24 protein-coding genes and 1 other RNA gene are annotated in these 19,574 nt (G+C 43.1%); 12 read left to right on the top strand and 13 right to left on the bottom strand.

All coding sequences use genetic code 11. The annotated features are described in order from the left end of the window. Positions 1-284: 284 nt before the first annotated feature. Genes AC3CID_RS03215 through AC3CID_RS03200 form a run of 4 tightly spaced genes read right to left on the bottom strand, consistent with a single transcriptional unit; the run spans position 285 to position 3,144 of the window. Positions 285-734 (bottom strand): prepilin-type N-terminal cleavage/methylation domain-containing protein, encoded by a 450-nt coding sequence (locus AC3CID_RS03215; protein ID WP_016796759.1) that lies wholly within the window; start codon positions 732-734, stop codon positions 285-287. Then, positions 724-2,028, bottom strand: a complete 1,305-nt coding sequence (locus tag AC3CID_RS03210) for a hypothetical protein (protein ID WP_488526932.1) — start codon at positions 2,026-2,028, stop codon at positions 724-726. The genes AC3CID_RS03215 and AC3CID_RS03210 overlap by 11 nt, the downstream gene beginning before the upstream one ends. Next, positions 2,025-2,657 carry a PilW family protein gene (locus AC3CID_RS03205; RefSeq protein ID WP_146457554.1) on the bottom strand — a complete coding sequence of 211 codons (633 nt, stop codon included), beginning with the start codon at positions 2,655-2,657 and terminating at the stop codon, positions 2,025-2,027. The genes AC3CID_RS03210 and AC3CID_RS03205 overlap by 4 nt, the downstream gene beginning before the upstream one ends. Next, positions 2,638-3,144, bottom strand: coding sequence for a GspH/FimT family pseudopilin (locus AC3CID_RS03200; protein WP_488526931.1), 507 nt, complete (start codon positions 3,142-3,144; stop codon positions 2,638-2,640). Before AC3CID_RS03200 ends, AC3CID_RS03205 begins: the two co-directional genes overlap by 20 nt. A gap of 102 nt (positions 3,145-3,246) precedes the next feature. Here AC3CID_RS03200 and AC3CID_RS03195 point away from each other — a divergent pair, with 102 nt between their 5' ends. After that, positions 3,247-3,678, top strand: a complete 432-nt coding sequence (locus tag AC3CID_RS03195) for a type IV pilin protein (RefSeq protein ID WP_488524673.1) — start codon at positions 3,247-3,249, stop codon at positions 3,676-3,678. Between the two features lie 137 nt (positions 3,679-3,815). On the opposite strand, the gene dnaJ is transcribed toward AC3CID_RS03195, so the two are convergent. From dnaJ to grpE, 5 genes are all read right to left on the bottom strand, one after another. Beyond that, positions 3,816-4,961, bottom strand: coding sequence for a molecular chaperone DnaJ (dnaJ, locus tag AC3CID_RS03190; RefSeq protein WP_004735166.1), 1,146 nt, complete (start codon positions 4,959-4,961; stop codon positions 3,816-3,818). A gap of 286 nt (positions 4,962-5,247) precedes the next feature. Beyond that, positions 5,248-7,161, bottom strand: a complete 1,914-nt coding sequence (gene dnaK, locus AC3CID_RS03185) for a molecular chaperone DnaK (protein WP_004735165.1) — start codon at positions 7,159-7,161, stop codon at positions 5,248-5,250. A gap of 372 nt (positions 7,162-7,533) precedes the next feature. Then, positions 7,534-8,571 carry a polysaccharide lyase family 7 protein gene (locus AC3CID_RS03180; protein WP_488524674.1) on the bottom strand — a complete coding sequence of 346 codons (1,038 nt, stop codon included), beginning with the start codon at positions 8,569-8,571 and terminating at the stop codon, positions 7,534-7,536. Positions 8,572-8,827: 256 nt separating this feature from the next. Then, on the bottom strand, positions 8,828-10,102 hold the full coding sequence (locus tag AC3CID_RS03175; protein WP_004735163.1) for a dicarboxylate/amino acid:cation symporter: 1,275 nt from the start codon (positions 10,100-10,102) through the stop codon (positions 8,828-8,830). A 392-nt stretch (positions 10,103-10,494) separates the two neighbouring features. Next, positions 10,495-11,076, bottom strand: a complete 582-nt coding sequence (gene grpE / locus AC3CID_RS03170) for a nucleotide exchange factor GrpE (protein ID WP_017059864.1) — start codon at positions 11,074-11,076, stop codon at positions 10,495-10,497. Positions 11,077-11,219: 143 nt separating this feature from the next. Here grpE and nadK point away from each other — a divergent pair, with 143 nt between their 5' ends. The 3 genes from nadK (at position 11,220) to bamE (ending at position 14,590) form a co-directional block, all read left to right on the top strand. Next, positions 11,220-12,104 (top strand): NAD(+) kinase, encoded by an 885-nt coding sequence (nadK, locus tag AC3CID_RS03165; RefSeq protein ID WP_017084432.1) that lies wholly within the window; start codon positions 11,220-11,222, stop codon positions 12,102-12,104. Between the two features lie 294 nt (positions 12,105-12,398). Beyond that, positions 12,399-14,063 (top strand): DNA repair protein RecN, encoded by a 1,665-nt coding sequence (recN, locus tag AC3CID_RS03160; RefSeq protein ID WP_102492459.1) that lies wholly within the window; start codon positions 12,399-12,401, stop codon positions 14,061-14,063. Between the two features lie 167 nt (positions 14,064-14,230). Beyond that, a complete protein-coding gene (bamE, locus tag AC3CID_RS03155) occupies positions 14,231-14,590 on the top strand; it encodes an outer membrane protein assembly factor BamE (RefSeq protein WP_004735159.1) in 360 nt (119 codons plus the stop codon). Positions 14,591-14,790: 200 nt separating this feature from the next. Here bamE and AC3CID_RS03150 read toward each other — a convergent pair whose 3' ends face one another. Continuing rightward, positions 14,791-15,102 (bottom strand): RnfH family protein, encoded by a 312-nt coding sequence (locus AC3CID_RS03150; protein WP_004735158.1) that lies wholly within the window; start codon positions 15,100-15,102, stop codon positions 14,791-14,793. 3 nt (positions 15,103-15,105) lie between these two features. Next, complete coding sequence (locus tag AC3CID_RS03145) at positions 15,106-15,534, bottom strand: SRPBCC family protein (protein ID WP_004735157.1); 429 nt, start codon at positions 15,532-15,534, stop codon at positions 15,106-15,108. 119 nt (positions 15,535-15,653) lie between these two features. On the opposite strand from AC3CID_RS03145, the gene smpB reads away from it, so the two are divergent. Together smpB and ssrA are read left to right on the top strand one after the other, a co-directional pair. Further along, positions 15,654-16,139, top strand: a complete 486-nt coding sequence (smpB, locus tag AC3CID_RS03140; RefSeq protein ID WP_004735156.1) for an SsrA-binding protein SmpB — start codon at positions 15,654-15,656, stop codon at positions 16,137-16,139. Between the two features lie 66 nt (positions 16,140-16,205). Then, positions 16,206-16,572, top strand: a transfer-messenger RNA (tmRNA) gene (ssrA, locus tag AC3CID_RS03135). An 87-nt stretch (positions 16,573-16,659) separates the two neighbouring features. On the opposite strand, the gene AC3CID_RS03130 is transcribed toward ssrA, so the two are convergent. Together AC3CID_RS03130 and AC3CID_RS03125 are read right to left on the bottom strand one after the other, a co-directional pair. After that, positions 16,660-16,923 (bottom strand): M48 metallopeptidase family protein, encoded by a 264-nt coding sequence (locus tag AC3CID_RS03130; RefSeq protein ID WP_261383280.1) that lies wholly within the window; start codon positions 16,921-16,923, stop codon positions 16,660-16,662. Positions 16,924-16,963: 40 nt separating this feature from the next. Next, positions 16,964-17,152, bottom strand: coding sequence for a YgjP-like metallopeptidase domain-containing protein (locus tag AC3CID_RS03125; protein ID WP_488527270.1), 189 nt, complete (start codon positions 17,150-17,152; stop codon positions 16,964-16,966). A 296-nt stretch (positions 17,153-17,448) separates the two neighbouring features. On the opposite strand from AC3CID_RS03125, the gene AC3CID_RS03120 reads away from it, so the two are divergent. From AC3CID_RS03120 to AC3CID_RS03095, 6 genes are read left to right on the top strand one after another with little or no spacing between them, the layout of a single operon-like run. Next, a complete protein-coding gene (locus AC3CID_RS03120; RefSeq protein WP_146457563.1) occupies positions 17,449-17,910 on the top strand; it encodes a hypothetical protein in 462 nt (153 codons plus the stop codon). Further along, positions 17,900-18,232 carry a hypothetical protein gene (locus AC3CID_RS03115; RefSeq protein WP_054542203.1) on the top strand — a complete coding sequence of 111 codons (333 nt, stop codon included), beginning with the start codon at positions 17,900-17,902 and terminating at the stop codon, positions 18,230-18,232. The genes AC3CID_RS03120 and AC3CID_RS03115 overlap by 11 nt, the downstream gene beginning before the upstream one ends. Next, positions 18,222-18,923: a hypothetical protein gene (locus tag AC3CID_RS03110; RefSeq protein WP_146457565.1), complete on the top strand. Its 702-nt coding sequence runs from the start codon at positions 18,222-18,224 to the stop codon at positions 18,921-18,923. Before AC3CID_RS03115 ends, AC3CID_RS03110 begins: the two co-directional genes overlap by 11 nt. A gap of 59 nt (positions 18,924-18,982) precedes the next feature. Further along, on the top strand, positions 18,983-19,264 hold the full coding sequence (locus AC3CID_RS03105) for a ParE family toxin-like protein (RefSeq protein WP_065682674.1): 282 nt from the start codon (positions 18,983-18,985) through the stop codon (positions 19,262-19,264). Positions 19,265-19,279: 15 nt separating this feature from the next. Then, complete coding sequence (locus AC3CID_RS03100) at positions 19,280-19,423, top strand: hypothetical protein (RefSeq protein ID WP_170964600.1); 144 nt, start codon at positions 19,280-19,282, stop codon at positions 19,421-19,423. Position 19,424: 1 nt separating this feature from the next. Beyond that, positions 19,425-19,562 carry a hypothetical protein gene (locus tag AC3CID_RS03095; RefSeq protein ID WP_165689832.1) on the top strand — a complete coding sequence of 46 codons (138 nt, stop codon included), beginning with the start codon at positions 19,425-19,427 and terminating at the stop codon, positions 19,560-19,562. Positions 19,563-19,574 lie beyond the last annotated feature (12 nt).

Here is a 19,574-nt window from a genome sequence, read left to right as displayed (position 1 = left end):
GTGATGTTGTTTGTTTAGGCCTAATAAAAGTTTTGACCATGGCCCATTGGTACAGCACATATTCTATTAAAGTCGCTGTTAAAAAGCACAAGGTTCCACATCATTTTCCATAAATGGAGACATATTTTGCAAAAATACTGTACAACAGCAACAATATAAAAACACAAAAAACACCATTCCATATACAGAGTTTTAACTGGCACGTAAACAATGTCCGAGGAGTGAAAACTATCAGTAAAGGGGATGCGTAGGCCTTGGCATGCAGTAAACGTTTGCTTAATAGATCAATCAAACTCACTGTATTTGGAGAGCATAGTCTCGAGGTAAATGCTTTGCGAACGGTTCATACGATCTTGCCATGCAACGGAAACAGTAATGCTTTTTAACGCACCCGACAAAGCGCCAGCAGCATTCTCCACCTCACAAGTCATCGCATACCCAGAGTCCGACAAACCGGATAAAGGATCTGAGCTTGTCGTGTTGAGACAATAGTTCGCTTGATTGAGTTGCGAAAAAGGAATAAGCCCTACTGCCCCACTCACATCCGAGACTCGCGTTCGATAATATTCCATTTGCCTTTCAGCAAAATGCAGTGCCTCTACACTGTGAAGCGCAAAGTCCGACTTTTGCTCCGCATAAACTTGCAGCTTAACCAACCCTAGAGAAGCTACACCGATCAATAGAAAAGAGATAAGAACCTCTATCAGGCTAAAACCTGAGTGTTTAGAAATCATTCCATGATCCTCGCTTCCACTTCGCTTTCAAAGGAGCACTATGAGGGTTGTATTCACCGATATAATCCAGATTGATTGACCCCTGAATTGTCGATAACCCACCAACGGAATCAAAGAACATCCCTCCTTTAGGAAAAAAAGAAGCAAATCCAATATAAACCGAATTGATCTGTACTAAACCTGCGATAGGAACCGTATCTGGAACTTTAGCCCACAAACCACTCAATAGGTCGGTATCGACATCGGGAGAGTTAGGATTATCAAATATACTCATATCATTTAGATGATAAAAAGATCCATCAAATACGCTTGCGTTACCGTTCGCAACGATGCCGTCTTGAATCACTAATGAACGTGGCGTAATAACTCCTGGGATAGGTTCAACGACATTAATCGCAGGTGAGTAAACCACGCAATCACCTATAACCCAGACCTTATTTTCCCCACTTGAAAAGGCATCATTAATAGCTTTGCTACACTTATTACCTTCATATTTCCCACTAACCAAGTCTGAATGTTTAGGAGGAGATGTAGTCCGGTCAATCAGGTCGATAACATGATAATCAAGCTTAATTTGGTCGATGTTCTCTGACGTTTTAGGTACTCCAAAATAATTAGAGAACGTATCTATATCAGGATCAAATTTGAAGTCTGATTGAAATGAGTTTGAAGGTAATGAACCCGAAGAGTCGATAATTGCATCACTGCTAATATTGGTGGTTTGTTGACATGACTCGAAGGAAGGAAAAGGAGGTGACTCTGGTGTAATTGTCTTTAAACGTCCTCCTCCCTTTTGCTTATAGATAACACTATCTAAAAATCGAACAGAGACACACTCGTTAATACCATCAACAGCAGTAAGAGCAATATCGGGATTGATGTCGATGTTGTGATCAGAAATAAATTCTAAACTCGAATTGGTTTGCATTACTCCTAATCCCGAAGCGTCTTCAAAGCTAATCTCTTTGTTCAACGATAAAGACTCAGAGCTCGATACCAATACATTCGGTGTGAGGGCTTCTGATTCCAACGTAACGACTTTCGATTGCTGACAATGATCCATTAAATCATTGGGAATAGCAGTCAGATCATTTTCAGCGATGTAAGTGAAACCACACTCTAAACCACCTTCTGCTAACCAGTGGGCTTTGCGCCCTTCCACCTCATTTTGGGCAACTTTAATTTGATGAAACACACTGCGATATGCGCCTAACGTCACCACTAAAGCACCAACTAAAAGCACCGATGTGATCAACAAGGTCACCACGCCGCGTTGCTTTCTAAACACCATCATTGCCAATTCCTTTGTTTAACGGAAACCGAAACCGATTTGGTAACACCTGCGGTTGGAATTGAAGCCGTAATGCTGATATCGGTAAGCGTGGTTTTAATAGAGTGTTGCTCTAATAACTGAGCATCAATGCTGAATGCGTCTACCTCGATCAGGCTGTCATCGAAAAGTGAGTAACATCCAGTAACCTGATTAAAAGTAGGAATCGCCTCAGATACAGTGGTGCCCTTCTCACAAATTTGTAGCTTGGTTCCATCTTTCCGATAAACGATATTTCGATTATCTTTGTTTCCGTTCGAGCCCTCTCTGAAATAGACAAACCCAACGGCAACACCGCCACTCACTTGGATGGTATTGCTCGCTCCAGATAACTTGATTGAGTAACCATTAGAGCCATCGTAGCCCGCTCGTTGAATATCTTCTTTCATGACCTGCATCGTACTGGTTAGATTTTGCAGCAGTAATAACTCAATGCCTTTATCTTTAGCAATTCTCTGCCCCGTAATGAAGACGCTGCCGATAATCGAAATAGCGAACACGCCAATCACAGAGGCCACCATTAATTCAATCAGTGATGTGCCTTGCTGCTTGCTAGGAGCTACAGCTGTCGATTTAACACGCATCATAGCCATACTGTGCACTCGACTCACCGCACACCTTAATTCGCCCTGGAGGGCTGGATAATTTGATCAAAAGCCGATCGGTTGAATCTGCATTAGGAGCCAGATAGAGAGTCCCGCGAGAAGGCCTTCCACGAACGCTCTCAAAAGTGATTCTGTCTCCGGTGTAGTTATGAGAAAAAGAAAGGTCGCGAAAGGGTTCGCCCGACAACTGCAGTAAGGTTTCTCCTGACAAGTCTTCGGTCGGTTTTAACCAAATAGTCCAATCTCCAGTTGATTGCACTTCATTCTTTTCCATCGAGAAATGAACCCAAAGATCTTGATTCCTTTTTACTGACTCTGACTTAGCCTGAATAAGAAAACCATTCAACTCGCCAGCCAATCGCTGCATCTTCACAGTTTGCGTTACTGAACTAAAACTCGGGGCAGCCGTGGCTATCAGTATCGATAACACCGACACCGTGATTAACAGCTCTATTAAAGTAAACCCGCGAGTCATTTCCCAAATTCCTATGTAATACCGTTCGTAACCGTATTTAATCTTGCGCCGATGCTACCACCGGAGAAAAATAGGCAGAGATATTAAAGGAAACTACTCGCGATGATTCGAAGAAATATATGCAACAACAACAACTTAAGCATTAGAGGGATGACATTGATCGAATTATTGATCGCTGTCGCCATCGTGGGGATACTTGGTGCCATTGCGTATCCAAGTTATACGAGCCATGTAGTTAAAGCGCACCGAGTCACCGCGATAGCTGATATAACAAAGATACAATTGGAAATGGAGACGCTGTACACGGGGAACTATGCATCCGCAGCGGAGAATATTATTTCCGGAGGGACATGTTTGTTTTGCGATACCGACACCAGCCGATACACGTTAGCGATTTCGGCGAGTAGTACAACCTATGCCATTCAAGCAGAACCGCTTTCTCAACAAGTGAATGATGAGTGCTTAGACTCAACTACCGATAAGTTGGAATTACACCACTCGGGTGTTTCAGAGCCAGAAGCGTGTTGGAAGTAACAAGAGCAACCACCAAAGGGCTCGATAGTTTGTCTGAGAAATATCGACTCTTTCTTCTCTGAGCTTCTTTTCTCTGATCTACAGATACAAAAAAGCCTGCACACTGGCAGGCTTTAAGATTTTCAAATCACTATCAATTACTTAGTTAGGTCATCGAAGAAGTTTTTAACGCCGCTGAAGAAACCTTCAGACTTTGGCTTGTGCTTGCTTGCCGCTTCACCACAACATGTCTCTTCGAATTCACGTAATAGTTCTTTTTGACGAGAGCTTAGCTTAACCGGTGTTTCAACCACTAGTTTAACGATTAGGTCACCTACACCGCCGCCACGAACGCCTTTCACGCCTTTGCCACGCATACGGAACATACGGCCCGTTTGTGTTTCTTCTGGCACTTTAAGGTTTACACGACCATCTAGTGTTGGAACTTCAACTTCACCGCCTAAAGCAGCCATAGAGAAACTTACTGGCACTTCACAGTAAAGGTTGTTGCCGTCACGCTCAAAGATGTTGTGCTCTTTTACGTGTACTTGTACGTACAAGTCGCCAGCTGGAGCGCCGTGCTCCCCTGCTTCGCCTTCGCCAGATAGACGAATGCGATCACCAGTATCAACACCTGCTGGGATCTTAACGTTAAGCGTTTTCGTCTTCTGTTTGCGACCTTGACCATGACATGAGTTACATGGGTCTTTGATGATCTTGCCTTTACCGTTACAAGTAGGACAAGTCTGTTGAACCGCAAAGAAACCTTGGCGCATTTGTACCTGGCCGTGGCCATGACAAGTACCACACGTTTGTGCAGAAGAACCCGCTTTCGCGCCGCTACCGTCACAAATATCACACTCTACAAGAGTTGGTACTTCGATTTCTTTAGATACACCACGAACGGCTTCTTCTAGAGAAAGCTCCATGTTGTAACGCAAATCAGAACCACGTTGTGCACGCGCTTGACCACCACCGCGACGACCGCCGCCAAAGATATCGCCAAACACATCACCGAAGATATCGCCGAAGTCACCTTGGCCACCGCCGCCGTAACCGCCGCCACCCATGCCACCTTGTTCAAAAGCTGCGTGGCCGTATTGGTCGTAAGCTGCTTTCTTTTGAGAATCGGTTAAGATCTCGTACGCTACTTTTACTTCTTTAAATTTGTCTGCTGCGCTGTCATCACCCTGATTACGGTCCGGGTGGAATTTCATCGCTAAGCGTTTGTACGCTTTTTTAATATCGCGCTCTGATGCATCGCGGCTTACGCCTAATACTTCGTAAAAATCACGTTTTGACATGTTCTAGGTCACCAAATAATTGCTACTACCGAATGATCACTTCAGTAGTCTGTGTATCAATCTAGATAAAAGTTCTGCCGGCTGAAACGCCGAATAAAGCTATTATCTAGATCGACAAGTCTAAATACAAATTTACGGGCGTGAGAGTTACCTCTGACGCCCGTAATAATAAGTCTTTGAGACAATGAATTTCTAAGCAAGTAGCTTGAGTTCTAGAAGGAAGCGCGGAGCCTACGTTAGTAGGTGAGCACTTCCGACAACGAAATCAGGCTACTCTGCGACGAAATTATTTTTTGTCTTCTTTAACTTCTTCAAACTCAGCATCAACCACGTCGTCATCTTGCTTAGGTTGTTCACCAGCGTCAGCACCAGCTTGTTCAGCTTGAGCTTTCTGTTGAGCAATTTCCATTAGCTTTTGAGCTGCTTGCATAAGTTCTTGAACTTTAGCGTCGATAGCTTCTTTGTCATCACCAGACTTAACTGATTCTAGAGCTTCGATAGCTGCTTCGATTTTAGCTTTCTCGTCTGCAGGTAGAGCTTCACCAGCTTCTTCTACTTGCTTCTTAGTGCCGTGAATCATTTGGTCAGCTTGGTTACGTGCAGTTACTAGCTCTTCGAACTTTTTGTCAGCTTCTTTGTTAGCTTCTGCTTCTTGAACCATTGCTTCGATCTCTTCCTCAGACAAACCGCCTGATGCTTGGATAGTGATCTTCTGCTCTTTACCTGTCGCTTTATCTTTAGCAGATACGTTCAGGATACCATCAGCATCTAGGTCGAATGTTACTTCAACTTGTGGCATGCCACGTGGTGCTGGTTGGATACCTTCTAGGTTGAACTGACCAAGAGACTTGTTGTAAGTCGCTTGCTTACGCTCACCTTGAAGAACGTGGATAGTTACTGCGCTTTGGTTGTCTTCAGCTGTAGAGAACACTTGATCCGCTTTAGTAGGGATAGTTGTGTTTTTCTCGATAAGCTTAGTCATTACGCCGCCCATCGTTTCGATACCGAAAGATAGAGGAGTAACGTCTAGAAGAAGAACGTCTTTAACTTCACCAGCTAATACACCACCTTGAACAGCAGCACCCATTGCAACAGCTTCGTCAGGGTTCACGTCTTTACGTGGCTCTTTACCGAAGAACTCAGTTACTTTAGCTTGAACCATAGGCATACGAGTCTGACCACCAACTAGGATAACGTCAGTGATTTCGCCTACAGATAGGTCAGCATCTGCTAGAGCAACTTTTAGTGGCTCAAGAGAACGTTGAACTAGGTCTTCAACTAGAGACTCAAGCTTCGCACGAGTCACTTTGATGTTCATGTGCTTAGGACCAGTCGCATCAGCAGTAACGTAAGGTAGGTTTACGTCAGTTTGAGTAGTAGAAGAAAGCTCGATTTTCGCTTTTTCTGCTGCTTCTTTAACACGCTGCATTGCTAGTGGATCAGATTTAAGGTTGATACCTTGCTCTTTCTTGAACTCATCTACTAGGTAGTTGATCATGCGGTTATCGAAATCTTCACCACCAAGGTGAGTGTCACCGTTAGTTGAAAGAACTTCGAAAGTCTTCTCGCCTTCTACTTCATCGATCTCGATGATAGAGATATCGAATGTACCACCACCAAGGTCGTATACAGCGATAGTGCGATCACCACCTTGCTTGTCTAGGCCGTAAGCCAGAGCAGCAGCAGTAGGTTCGTTGATAATACGTTTAACATCTAGACCAGCGATACGGCCAGCATCTTTCGTTGCTTGACGCTGAGCATCGTTGAAGTAAGCAGGAACAGTTACAACTGCGCCAGTTACTTCTTCGCCTAGGAAGTCTTCAGCTGTTTTCTTCATTTTCTTAAGAACTTCAGCAGATACTTGAGGAGCAGCCATTTTTTGGCCTTGCGCTTCAACCCATGCATCACCGTTATCAGCTTTAACAATGTTAAAAGGCATGATTTCGATATCGCGTTGAACTTCTTCATCTTCAAAACGACGACCGATTAGACGCTTAATTGCGTATAGCGTGTTTTGAGGGTTAGTAACAGCTTGACGTTTCGCAGGTTGACCAACTAGCGTCTCGCCTTCAGTGTATGCGATTACCGATGCTGTTGTGCGTTCGCCTTCAGCATTTTCTAATACGCGTGGTTTGTCACCGTCAAGAACAGCAACACAAGAGTTAGTAGTACCTAAATCAATACCAATGATTCGACCCATCAGGCTTTCTCCGAATAAATTCTATTTAGTTTTTTGCTATACCCACTATGTGGGGGGTAGTAATCAGGGATTCAACCCTAATACACAAAATTTAAATGCAAATGTATTTTGCTTTCGTATGCACCATAGATAAGGGCTGCAAACTAATTTTCAAGGGAAATAGGTAAAAAAAATCTGTTTTTCCCTCTATCTTTCTACTTAAAGGTAAAAAGTGGCTTACCCCTTACTGCTTAAGGCTCGAAAGTTGACATATTCACGCGTTCATCTTCATAAATAAAATGTCTCCCTATTCTATCTCGCATAAAAAAAGACCTTCATATGGAAGGTCTTTTTCAACTAACAGCGCGTCGAACCGTTATTGATTCGGCAATATTATTGATTAAGAACTAACTGGTAGAAGCTTGCTTGGGTGTAGTCACCCGCTTCCATACCACGCCACTCACAGGCGGAACTCGACTTCTTAGTATTACACTGGTTATACGCACCCGCTTTGAAGTACATCCAATCTTGACCATAGCCAAGATCGATATCGTGCCCCTGATATTTACCCTTTGCCAAGTCAACATCATACGTCTTCACAATAGGGTCGGCTGAGTTTGGATTTTTAATAAAGGTTAAATGCATGATGTTATCTTTGATATTCACATCATATGAGAACACTTCACCTAACTTGATACCATCAGTAGGATCAGAGCTGCCTTTTTTCAGGTTGTATTGGCCAAATACATCATGGCGAATGTCTTTACGAAGCTTCTTACCGTTTTCATCCTTCGCATTTTTCATCTCTGTCGGCGGGTTTAATTCATAGTTCCACGTTAACGAACCATGCTCATGCTCCGGTAGTTTGCGGTAAACAATTTTCAGAGGTTCATTATCCGACCCATGGATTTGACCAATAACCACAGAGAATGCACCAGTTTTCTTATAGTTACCGCTGGTACTCACCTGATCAACAGAAAGTGTTGCCGTCATCTGCCCACCGATAGAACCAAACTCTTCAGCGTTCTCGTGGCTTGAAATAGCGAAATTGTTACTCGGAGCAGAGTAGCTATCCGCTAGCATAGCTCTTAGCTCACTACGCGTGTTTTTACTGTTTGGCGTCGTTGGAGCTGTATTCGGAGCCACAAACACCATCGCACCAGATTCAGCATCCGTGTAGAACCATTTAGGGTGAACGTAAGGCGTGTCTACATTCGACAGTTCCTTTTTACCAATCTCCAGCGTTTTACCTTTTCTAGACCCTTCAGTCGTCAGCTCCGGTAAGTTAATTTTCCATTTAGATAAATCGAAGTTTTGTGCTGGTGCTTTTGCAGGGTCAAGATTGAACTGTTGACCAATATCGTGATTAGAAGCAAGAGCGGGAGCGGCTAAAAGGCTGGCAGTCAGTAGGCTAAGGTAAGACAGCTTCATTATTGGGTTTCCTTTATGTCGTCATAATGTAGGTTGCCAGAACAGTAAAATAATATTGTATTATTATATGTGATCTATATTAAAGATTGAAAACTGATGGCTAATTCGGCACGAGTAAAAAGAAAAAATGAGACTTAACACCAATCAAAGATCTTTTTAGCCAAGTTATCAGATAACCCAAAGCACTTCTCAGCAGAAACAAAAAAGCCCCGCTCTCATTGAGCGGGGCTTTTAGTTATCGAATCTTAATTAAGAATTATGCTTCTGCTTTCTTTAGCTCAGCTTCTTCGTTAGCTTCAACGCCAATTTCGTTTTCAGATTTCGCTACGATAGTGTTAACCGCAGTATCACCAACAACGTTAGAAGAAGTACAGAACATGTCACAGATACGGTCAACAGCAGCAACAATCGCTAGACCTTCTGGTGGCAAACCTAGTTGGTGCAATAGAACACCAACCATTACAACACCACCACCAGGAACACCACCAGCACCGATAGACAGTAGCAGGATAGTTAGACCTAGAGTAAAGATATCAGCAGTGTTGATTGGCTGACCGAATGCGTTTGCTACGAACATAGTTGCTAGTGCGATGTAGATAGATACACCAGACATGTTCATTGTTGCACCTAGTGGTACACCGAAACCTGCCACTGACTTAGATACGTTTAGTTTGTCCGTCAGAGTACGCATTGTTACTGGAATCGTCGCGTTCGAACTTGCAGTCGATAGTGAGAAAAGGATTTGCTCACGAGTTGCACGTAGGAACTGCTTTGGAGAAATACCAGTGAATGAACCAACCATCATTGGGTAGAAGAAGAAGATCCAGAACACAAGCATTGCTACAACAAGCGCTACATAGCCAGCAACTGACATTAGCGTGTTTGCATCAAGTGTTGCACCTAATTGAATCATCAGAGCAAATACACCGTATGGCGCAAGGCTCATTACTAGGCCGATAAGCTTCATCATGATTTCGTTAGCCATCTTGAATGTCTTGATAGCTGGGCCACCACGAGAATCAAGAGCTTGGATAGCAAGACCAGTCAGAATAGCCATGAAGATGATTTGCAGCATGTCGCCACTTGCAAACGCTTCTACAGGGTTGCTAGGAACGATGTTTACAACAAGAGAGAAGATATCTGGCGTTTCAGTTGTTGTAAGCGCAATTGTCTCAGAAACTGTACCCGCTAGATTCGCACCAGCACCCGGTTGGAAAATAAGACCAATCGTTAGCGCTGCAGAAATCGCGATGATGGTGTTAATAATGTAAAGACCAAAGGTTTTACCACCAAGACGACCAAATGAACGAATATCTTTTAGCTCAACGATACCGCAAACGATAGATACGTATACAAGAGGTACTACAAGCAACTTGATAAGTGATACGAACATACCACCAGCACCTTCAGCAGCGCCGAGTAGGTACGTATCAAAAATAGCAATGCCGCTGAATAGGTACTGAATAGCAGTACCAATAATAAGGCCGGCAAACAAGCCTACAAAAATCTTACTTGAGAGCGATTTGTCCATCGTTCTTCTCCAGTTTGTTGTGTTTAAAAATTGTACTTTTATAGTTATATATGCGACCCAAATCGCTATATTGCAGTGGATTTTACATACAAAGGTAACAATTAAAAGCATTTATTTACAAAAACATTACAAGTGTGACATCAAAACATTTCTTCATTAACAACCAGTTTCATAATATAAAACTCTAAATCACTGTTCTGAATAAAATAAAAAGAACGGCATTCTTAATGCGATTTTGGTGACTATTCACGTGGACTCTCAAGTTACAGGCATAAAAAAAGAGAGGCATATGCCTCTCTTTTCATTTCATGTTAACCAGTGAATTGTTTTGTCGCCGCTATTGTCTTACTTCACAACTGCAATAATCAACTGCTTAGCAATCGGCTACTCAATTACTTAGCAACCATTACCATTGCAGGGCGAATAACACGGCCGTTAAGCTCGTAGCCTTTCTGCATAACAAACATCACAGTGTTTGACTCGTGGTCTGGGCTTTCTTGAATCGACATTGCTTGGTGGAATTCAGGGTTGAATGCTTCACCTTCAGGGTTGATCTCGGTAAGACCAAATTTAGCCACTGTATCTACGAACGTTTTGTGAGTTAGCTCAACACCTTCAAGAATCGGCTTAACCGCTTCGTTCTCAGCATCTGCAGCTTGTACTGCACGCTCTAGGTTATCGATAACAGGTAGTAGGCCTTCAGCGAATTTGTTTAGCGCGTATTTACGTGCTTTATCCACTTCTTGCTCAGTACGACGACGCATATTCTCAACTTCAGCCTTTGCGCGAAGAACAGAATCTTGCTGCTCTTTCACTTTAGACTCACTAGAAAGCAGTGCGGCTTCTAGTTGAGCAATTTTTGATTCCTGCTCATCAGCCGCGTCTTCATTCAGTTCAGCTTCTTCAACTTTCTCAGCTTCAGCAATGATCTGATCTAGTTCTTCTTCGGTTACTTTGTTTTCTTCGTTGCTCATGATATCTCCAGAATTCGTTTTCAATGCCAGTGACAGGCGTGTTTGCGCCTCAAATTGATATAAAACACTCGCATAGACGTTCAACTTGCCTTTATTATGGGGATGAAGAATTTTGATTCAAGCCTAATTCGTTTGGAAACGTTATGAAAAAGCCATTTGAAGTCATCGCAATTATTGGTAAACCTCGAGATCAGCAAGCAATTCAGACTCATAGAGAGCTCTATCAGTGGTTAAGTACTGAGGGTTATCAAGTGTTTGTTGATGATAGGCTCTCCAGCATTTTGGACGATATCCCACAAGAACATTTTTCTAGCCTGATTGAATTAGGTAAACGTGCCGATCTCGCGATTGTAGTGGGTGGTGATGGAAATATGCTCGGTGCCGCTCGTATTTTGTCGCGTTTCGACATTTCAGTCATCGGTGTTAACCGAGGCAATTTAGGTTTTCTGACAGACCTGAACCCTGAAAACTTCCAAACCTCACTCACCGATGTACTTAAAGGTGAGTTTATGGAAGAAGAGCGATTCCTACTCGAAACAGAGATACATCGTCACGGCCAAATAAAAAGCCACAACGCGGCACTCAATGAAGCCGTACTTCACCCAGGTCAAGTCGCGCACATGATCGAGTTTGAGGTGTATATCGATAACAGCTTCGCCTTCTCACAGCGTTCTGATGGCTTGATCGTCTCAACACCGACAGGTTCTACCGCTTATTCGCTTTCTGGCGGCGGCCCTATCCTGTCATCAAGCCTAAATGCTATCTCACTAGTGCCAATGTTCCCGCACACCCTTTCAAGCCGCCCACTGGTGGTGGATGGCAAGCGTCGAATCAAGCTGATCGTATCGCCTGATAACCGCGGTACTCAGGAAGTCAGCTGCGATGGCCAAATCTCGCTACCGGTTTCTCCTGGCGATGAGATCCACATTTACCAAAGCCCGAATGTACTTAAGCTGATCCATCCTAAAGACTACAACTACTACCATGTTCTACGTAACAAACTAGGCTGGTCGAGTAAGCTGTTCTAAAAGAATAAACGCTCCAGTGGCAACCAAAAATTTGAAAGGCTGACGACATGCGTCAGCCTTTTTTATTGCCAGTAAAAAGCCCGTCGGCTCTAGCTTCTCTGCAATTCCTTATACCGTCATTCCCAAGAGGGAGGAACGACTGAGTTGGGAATCCATAGTGGTTTCAGTGATCTACGGACGCACTCAATTCTGATAACGGTCACAAAAAATTTTCACCTGTCGACTTTACTGTATAAAGAAACAGTATATACTGAGCTTATATACAGTATTGTTCAGTTATACAGGTAAATAAAAATGCTGGCTCATCTAAGTGTTAATAATTTCGCTATTGTTAAGTCTTTACAGCTAGAACTCTCTAAAGGCATGACAACAATCACCGGTGAAACGGGTGCAGGTAAATCTATCGCTATCGATGCTTTAGGCTTATGTCTTGGAGGAAGATCAGATGCGGGAATGGTTCGACAAGGTGAAGAAAAAACCGAAGTCAGTGCTGCTTTTTTACTTGAGAACAATCTACACGCTACCCGCTGGTTAGAAGACAACGAATTGCTTGATGGCAGTGAATGCATCTTGCGCAGAACCATCTCAAAAGAAGGTCGCTCTCGCGCATTCATTAACGGCAGTCCTGTCCCTCTTTCACAATTGAAATCGCTTGGGCAGCTGTTGATCAACATTCACGGTCAACATGCGCACCATCAGTTGATGAAAAGCGATTACCAAATGGCCATGCTTGATCAATACGCAGGTCACTTGAACCTATTGAAGTCGACACGTAACGCTTACCAATCATGGCGACAAGCCGATAACCACTTAAAAGAGTTACGTGAAAATAGCCAGCAAAACCAAGCTCAAAAACAACTTCTTGAATACCAAATCAAAGAGTTAAACGAGCTGTCTATTGGGGAGGAAGAATATGAAGACCTCGAACAAGAGCATAAGCGCCTCTCCAATAGCGGAGAATTGGCCACAACCTGTCAGCAAGCTATCGAGCTTATTTATGAAGGCGAAGAAGTTAATGCGCTTGGTATTCTGCAATCGGCCAATAACTCCCTAATTCAGTTAGCTGAGCTTGATGAAAGATTGGCTGAATTGCCGAGCTTACTGTCTGAAGCCATTATTCAGATTGAAGAGACCAATAACGAATTAAGAACCTACCTAGACAGCATTGATGTCGATCCGGGTCGTATGGCTTACGTTGAAGAGCGTTTCTCTAAAGTGATGTCGATGTCTCGTAAGCACCACGTGTTACCAGAAGAGCTTTACAAGCACCATCAAGACTTATTACAACAGGTTGAAGCACTTGATTGCTCGGATGAAAAACTCGAAGACTTAGCAAACGAGGTAGAAAACCAATACCAATCGTTCGTTGCTAAGTCAGAGAAGCTTCATAAATCTCGAACTCGTTATGCAAAAGAGCTCAACAAACTGATCACGCAAAGCATGCACGAACTGAGCATGGAAAAAGCGCAGTTTGCCATTGAAGTGAACAACACCAACACACACCCTTCTCCATTGGGTATGGATAACGTGACCTTCATTGTTTCGACTAACCCAGGCCAACCAATGCAGCCAATTGCTAAGGTGGCCTCTGGTGGTGAGTTATCACGAATCTCACTGGCGATTCAGGTGATCACAGCGCAAAAAGTGGATACACCAAGCCTGATTTTCGATGAAGTGGATGTGGGTATCAGTGGACCAACCGCTGCGGTTGTCGGAAAAATGCTACGTAAACTGGGTGAATCTACGCAGGTAATGTGTGTGACTCACTTACCTCAAGTTGCCGGTTGCGGTCACCAACAGCTGTTTGTAGCGAAGAACACGAAATCAGGTAAAACTGAGACTCAAATGCACACGCTTGATGAGCAACAACGCGTTTCAGAGCTTGCTCGACTGCTTGGTGGCAGCCAGATTACCGAATCGACACTGGCCAACGCAAAAGAGTTATTAATCGCAGCATAGGTTACATATTCGGCAACTTTCTGATAATTTACCGAAAATTCTTGGCAATTTTGCAACTTAATTCAAAATTGCCAGTCATAACAAGCTCAAAGCGCAAGGAGCTTTTTACTTCTTGCTGGAGCTTGTTTATTATCAGGCAGTATTTTAGCGAAGAAAGATCTCAAACTATGCGAATTAAAAAGTGGTTAGTTGCAGTTCCACTTGCACTAACAATGTTGACCGGTTGCTCTCTACTAGAGAAGTTGGTTTATCGAATTGACATCAATCAGGGTAACTATGTTGAACAAGAAGCTGTCGATCAGCTCAAGTTTGGCATGACAAAAACACAAGTTCGTTACGTTATGGGCTCACCAATGCTTATCGAAAACGGCTACCCAGATACGTGGTATTACATTTACCACCACCAAAAAGGCCATGAAGACCCTATTCAGAAAAACCTAGTCGTTAACTTTGATGCCACAGGCACTCTAGTAACGATCAACGGTGATTTTGAAGCCAGTGATGAGTTCTTCGAAAGCCTTCGCTAGCTTTCAACCAACGAAGCTTTCCCGTCGACAAAGCTATCAGTCGACAAAGCTATCGGTCGACAAAGCAATAATCGCAAAAGCCTGCTAACACGAGCAGGCTTTTTAACATCTGCTAACAAGTTAGCTGCGTTGTCTAACCAACAGGCACAAAAAAGCTCGCCAATATAGCGAGCTCTCTTCTTAGTCGAACTTGTTTAGCATTACGATTTAGCAGCTGCTGCTTTCGCTTGCTCAGCACGCTTACGGCGAATCTCTTTTGGATCAGCTAACAGTGCTCGGTAGATTTCGATACGGTCTTTATCACGAACCGTCGCATCTAGTTTAACGTTGCGGCTGAATACGCCAACCTTATTTTTCGCTAAGTCGATTTCTGGGTACAGTTCCAAAACACCAGACTGCGCAATAATCTCTTCCACAGTCGCGTTTTTGTTCACCACCAAGGTAAACACACGCTGCTCGTGCGGAAGCGCAAACACAACCTCTACGTGGATCATATCCGATTCAATAGTCATGGCTTAATAAACCTGTTTCGCACGTTGAGTAAAAGCACTGACCATATTGCTCGTCAGCTCATTGAAAACCTTACCAAATGCCATTTCAATCATTCGACTAGAGAATTCAAACTCCAACTTAAGTTCAACTTTACACGCTTGCTCATCGAGTGGAGTAAAATACCAACCGCCCTGCAGCTTTTTGAACGGACCGTCCACCAGCTCCATCAAGATCTCAGCACCATCAGCTAAACGGTTAGAGGTAGTGAATGTTTTGCTGATACCCGCTTTAGAGACATCAACCGAAGCCACCATAGTTGAATCTGAAGATTCGATCACACGTGAACCAGAACACCCTGGCAAAAACTCATGATAACGAGCAACATCATTGACCAAGCTGAACATCTGGTCGGCACTAAACGACACTAATGCTGAACGAGTAACCTTTGGCATATAGACTCCTGTTAAAGACAGCGTTACATTAACACAAACTGCAATTTTAATTGTATTGGGCCAGAGCGCAAATAAAAAGGATTCCCCAACTAGGGTGCAATCCGTATAATGAGGCCATTATGGCAAAGAATAAATCAAAATCAAAAGCCGGTAGTAATACCATTGCGCTTAATAAGAAAGCTCGCCACGAATATTTCATCGATGATGAGATAGAAGCGGGGCTTGAGCTACAAGGCTGGGAAGTAAAATCCCTACGTGAAGGCAAAACCAATATCGCAGAAAGCTACGTCTACATCCGAGATGGCGAAGCATTCATCAGTGGTATGACGATCACTCCGCTAACTCAAGCGAGTACTCATATCGTGGCGAACCCAACACGCATCCGTAAACTACTAATGTCGAGAAAAGAACTCGATAACCTTATCGGTCGTATTAATCGTGAAGGCATGACACTTGTCGCTACCGCACTTTACTGGTCTCGCTCTTGGGCGAAGATTAAAGTTGGCGTAGCGAAAGGTAAAAAGCTGCACGATAAACGTACTGATATGAAAGAAAAAGATTGGGCGAGAGATAAAGCACGAATTATGAAGAGTAATTTGCGTTAATTTTAAGCACTTAAACGCACAGTGCTAGACAGGCAAAGCTTTTCTGGTACTATGCAAATAACACTTGGGGCTGATTTAGGATTCGACAGGAATTTTGAAGTCTGAGGTGCATGCCGTGGGGCGGTTGGCCACGTTAAAAGCCGCAAAAAAATAGTCGCAAACGACGAAAACTACGCACTAGCAGCTTAATAACCTGCTCAGAGCTCTCTTACCCTAGCTTCCGCTCGTAAGACGGGGACCAATAAGAGATCAAACCCAAACTAGCTAGCGCGGATTCTCCCACCTGAGAGGAAAAGCGCGAATAACAATTCAGGTTAGCCTTTAACTAGCGTGTCGGTTCGCAGGTTGCTGGTGAAATTAAAGATCGACTAAGCATGTAGTACCAATGATGAATGATTTTTGGACGCGGGTTCAACTCCCGCCAGCTCCACCAAACGTTTGGAAAGGGCCAACTCGAAAGAGTTGGCCCTTTTTTTATGTCTCATTTGAGGATGTCTTTTTACATTAGTGAACGTACGCACTATATGATTAGATTTAGTGCATTTCCTCTAAGCCACTCTTTATGCTCTTTATAGTCGGGCATGACTCGTTCAACTTCTTTCCAGAACTGTGGCGAATGGTCATGGTGGATTAGATGACAAAGCTCATGCACCACTACGTAATCAACAACCCTGTTGGGAGCCATGACAATCACCCAGTTAAATTCTAAATCACCGTAAGGGGTACAACTGCCCCATCTACTCTTAAACTCTTTAGTACGAACAACTCCCGTTTCAACGCCCACCAACGATTCGTAACGCCTTACCTTCTCTCGAATCTTCTTATCAGCATGGCTGCTTATACCAATTCGTTAAAGATCGGCGAATATAGTGCGTTTGTGTGGATGGGTCGGTAACGGTGACCGTAATACGTCCATTAAGTAGTTTTGTAGGCTTTAAGTCGCCTTTAAGCACTTTTAAGCGATAATTCCGCCCTAAGTATGGCAATGACTCACCTGACACATACTCTCGCATTGTCGTAGGGCTGGTGGGGCAATGAAAGAGTGCAAACACAACAAATCATCGATGCAATCCATGATTTGCATAACATTTCATATTAATATCTATTTTTTATGCAATTAAACATCCGTGATGTATGTAAAATATCTATTACGTAAACAAATCATGAGCAGAGCACTATCAACAACGATACCCCGAAGCCCAAATTGGCTACGCCCTCTTTAAAACACTATTTACAGCAGGCTGATTGGACATTAAGTCGCTTGCTAGGATTTATTTTAAAAGCGTTAATTTACATTTTCCTCGTCAGTATGAGTATTGCAGTCATCAGTTTTGAATTACTCAATATTTTTGAATATCAAGATGGATTCTCTGATGTATCAACCATCGAGATTATCTTTTTTATCTCATTTCTTGTGTTGCTAAAACGCTATTGGGTATATACAAAACAAACCTCACTTCGCTGGTGGCATATCATTAGCACCCCGTTTTTATGGCACGGAAAATTCGTTACGGCTGCGTTACTTTGTGCCAGTACGATTGTTTTTATTGACCTATTCGAAGGTACCGAGCACTTTAAAAACCTGTTATTGCTAGAGCAAAGTTACGACCAAATCTTTTCTTTCAGCATTATATTACTGTGCTTGTATATTGCAGTTCCAAGCCAGGATCTGATTCTAAACCCAGGCTCAGACACCCCATTAGAAACCCCAAATAACGACAACGATACTAAACAAGCACAAACGGACGCTGAGGTAACAAATGCTCAATAAAAAACACGCCATGCTTGCTATTGCACTAGCGATCTTACCAATGGTTTCCAATGCTAAAAAACTCTCTCTGGTCGATAGCTGTGTTGAACTTATCAATATTTATGACTCCAAAAGTTCGAAACGATTGTTAGCGGCACAAACCACATCGCTATCAGAAAGTTTACGTGCAGGATACTGCTTGGGAGTGATTGACCAATATGAAAAGTCCGAATATGGCTGCCGTTCAGATTGGTATGAGCGAGCACAGTTTATTGCACGCGAGTCATTAAAAGATAAGCCGTTGCCAGAGCGAAAACTATTGGAGCTATCGTGTGAAATCTAACGATAGCTACACCTCAACCGATAGCTACATCTCAACGCCTGATGCAATTAAGAAGCTATTTAACATAAAGTTAGCCGAACATAAATCATTCAAAGATTTGGTGTACCCACTAGTAAGAAGCAAAGGTTTCTTTGAGGTTAAAAAAGAGCCTATGGCGCTGGGCTCAACAAAGAACAACTTGCTCATTGCAAGTAATAGCCTAACCAAACTCCATAATGCCGTTTTGCTACAAGGGTTCTTTGCTGATAGTAAACGAGTCAAAGAGATCTTTTCTCATTCTAAAAAACGCATAGAAGCGGCGGACTTTTTAGAAACAGTCGTCATGGGTAGACAATCTATTCTCGCAGTTGGCATTCAAACAACTGCGCTGTCAGAGCTGATCGTAAAATTAAAATCAGAACACATCGACCTGAGTAAGGAAAAGTTACCAAAACCTTTTCAAGAGTTACCGCAACTTTCTCTCAATGGCGTAACCAGTGTAATGCAGGCTCTATTGGCTCAAAGCGCCTTGCTGACACAAGGTGAATCAATGATCATGCACTTTTTCAATCAGGATATAGAAAAAGCCTACCTTGCAGCATGCTCTCTAGGAAATACAACTCCTGCGCTGGCTCAATACCAAACCCTTATCAAGCAGAAATACCTCGAAGCCGTCGAGTTCGATGACCTATTAAATAATTTATTAAATTAGTTGTTGCGAGTGCAGTGCACTCAATCATTCTTGCTATCAGTTCATCAGGGAGAGCAAGAATGACTTCAACTAAACAGCTTATTGATACATTCCAATCTCAACTTCCTCCATGCTATGCAGAGCGAGCTTTCAGTATTGAAGCCCAACTCCGAGCTGGAGCTTTATACCCAAATTTAGGGGGTAAGAAGATCCGCTCTTGTCCGACCTATATTAGGTTTAAGTTGGGTAGAGGGTTCCGGTTTGTTTGGCGTGTTGCTCCTGATGGGCTTTATCCCAAAGCAATCACAACTAGGCAAGGATTTGAGCGAATCATTAAACAAATCCGCAAGGCTAGTTATTAAACAAGGAAATTGACAATGGCTAAGAAAATCACACCAGCAGACAATGCAGCAAACATCCCTAATGCCAACAAGGGAACAAGCGGCACTAACCGTCAGCATGATCAGAACAAAGGCAACCGCGGTAAACAACTAAACCCTAATCAACAAGGGAAGAAATAATATGCCAAACTCAAGTGATATGTCTCAAGACGAGCTCGATGTATGGTCAGATATCAACAACCCAAACAACGATGCTGATATGGATGATTGGTCTGATGCACATAACCCAAATAATGATGATTATTTAGGTGATGACTAAGTAATATGCGGC

It is taken from the genome of Vibrio sp. QJM3NY_21 (assembly GCF_057785975.1).
The sequence above is the reverse complement of the archived record's forward strand: the minus strand, read 5'-3'. Positions and strand labels throughout refer to the sequence as shown.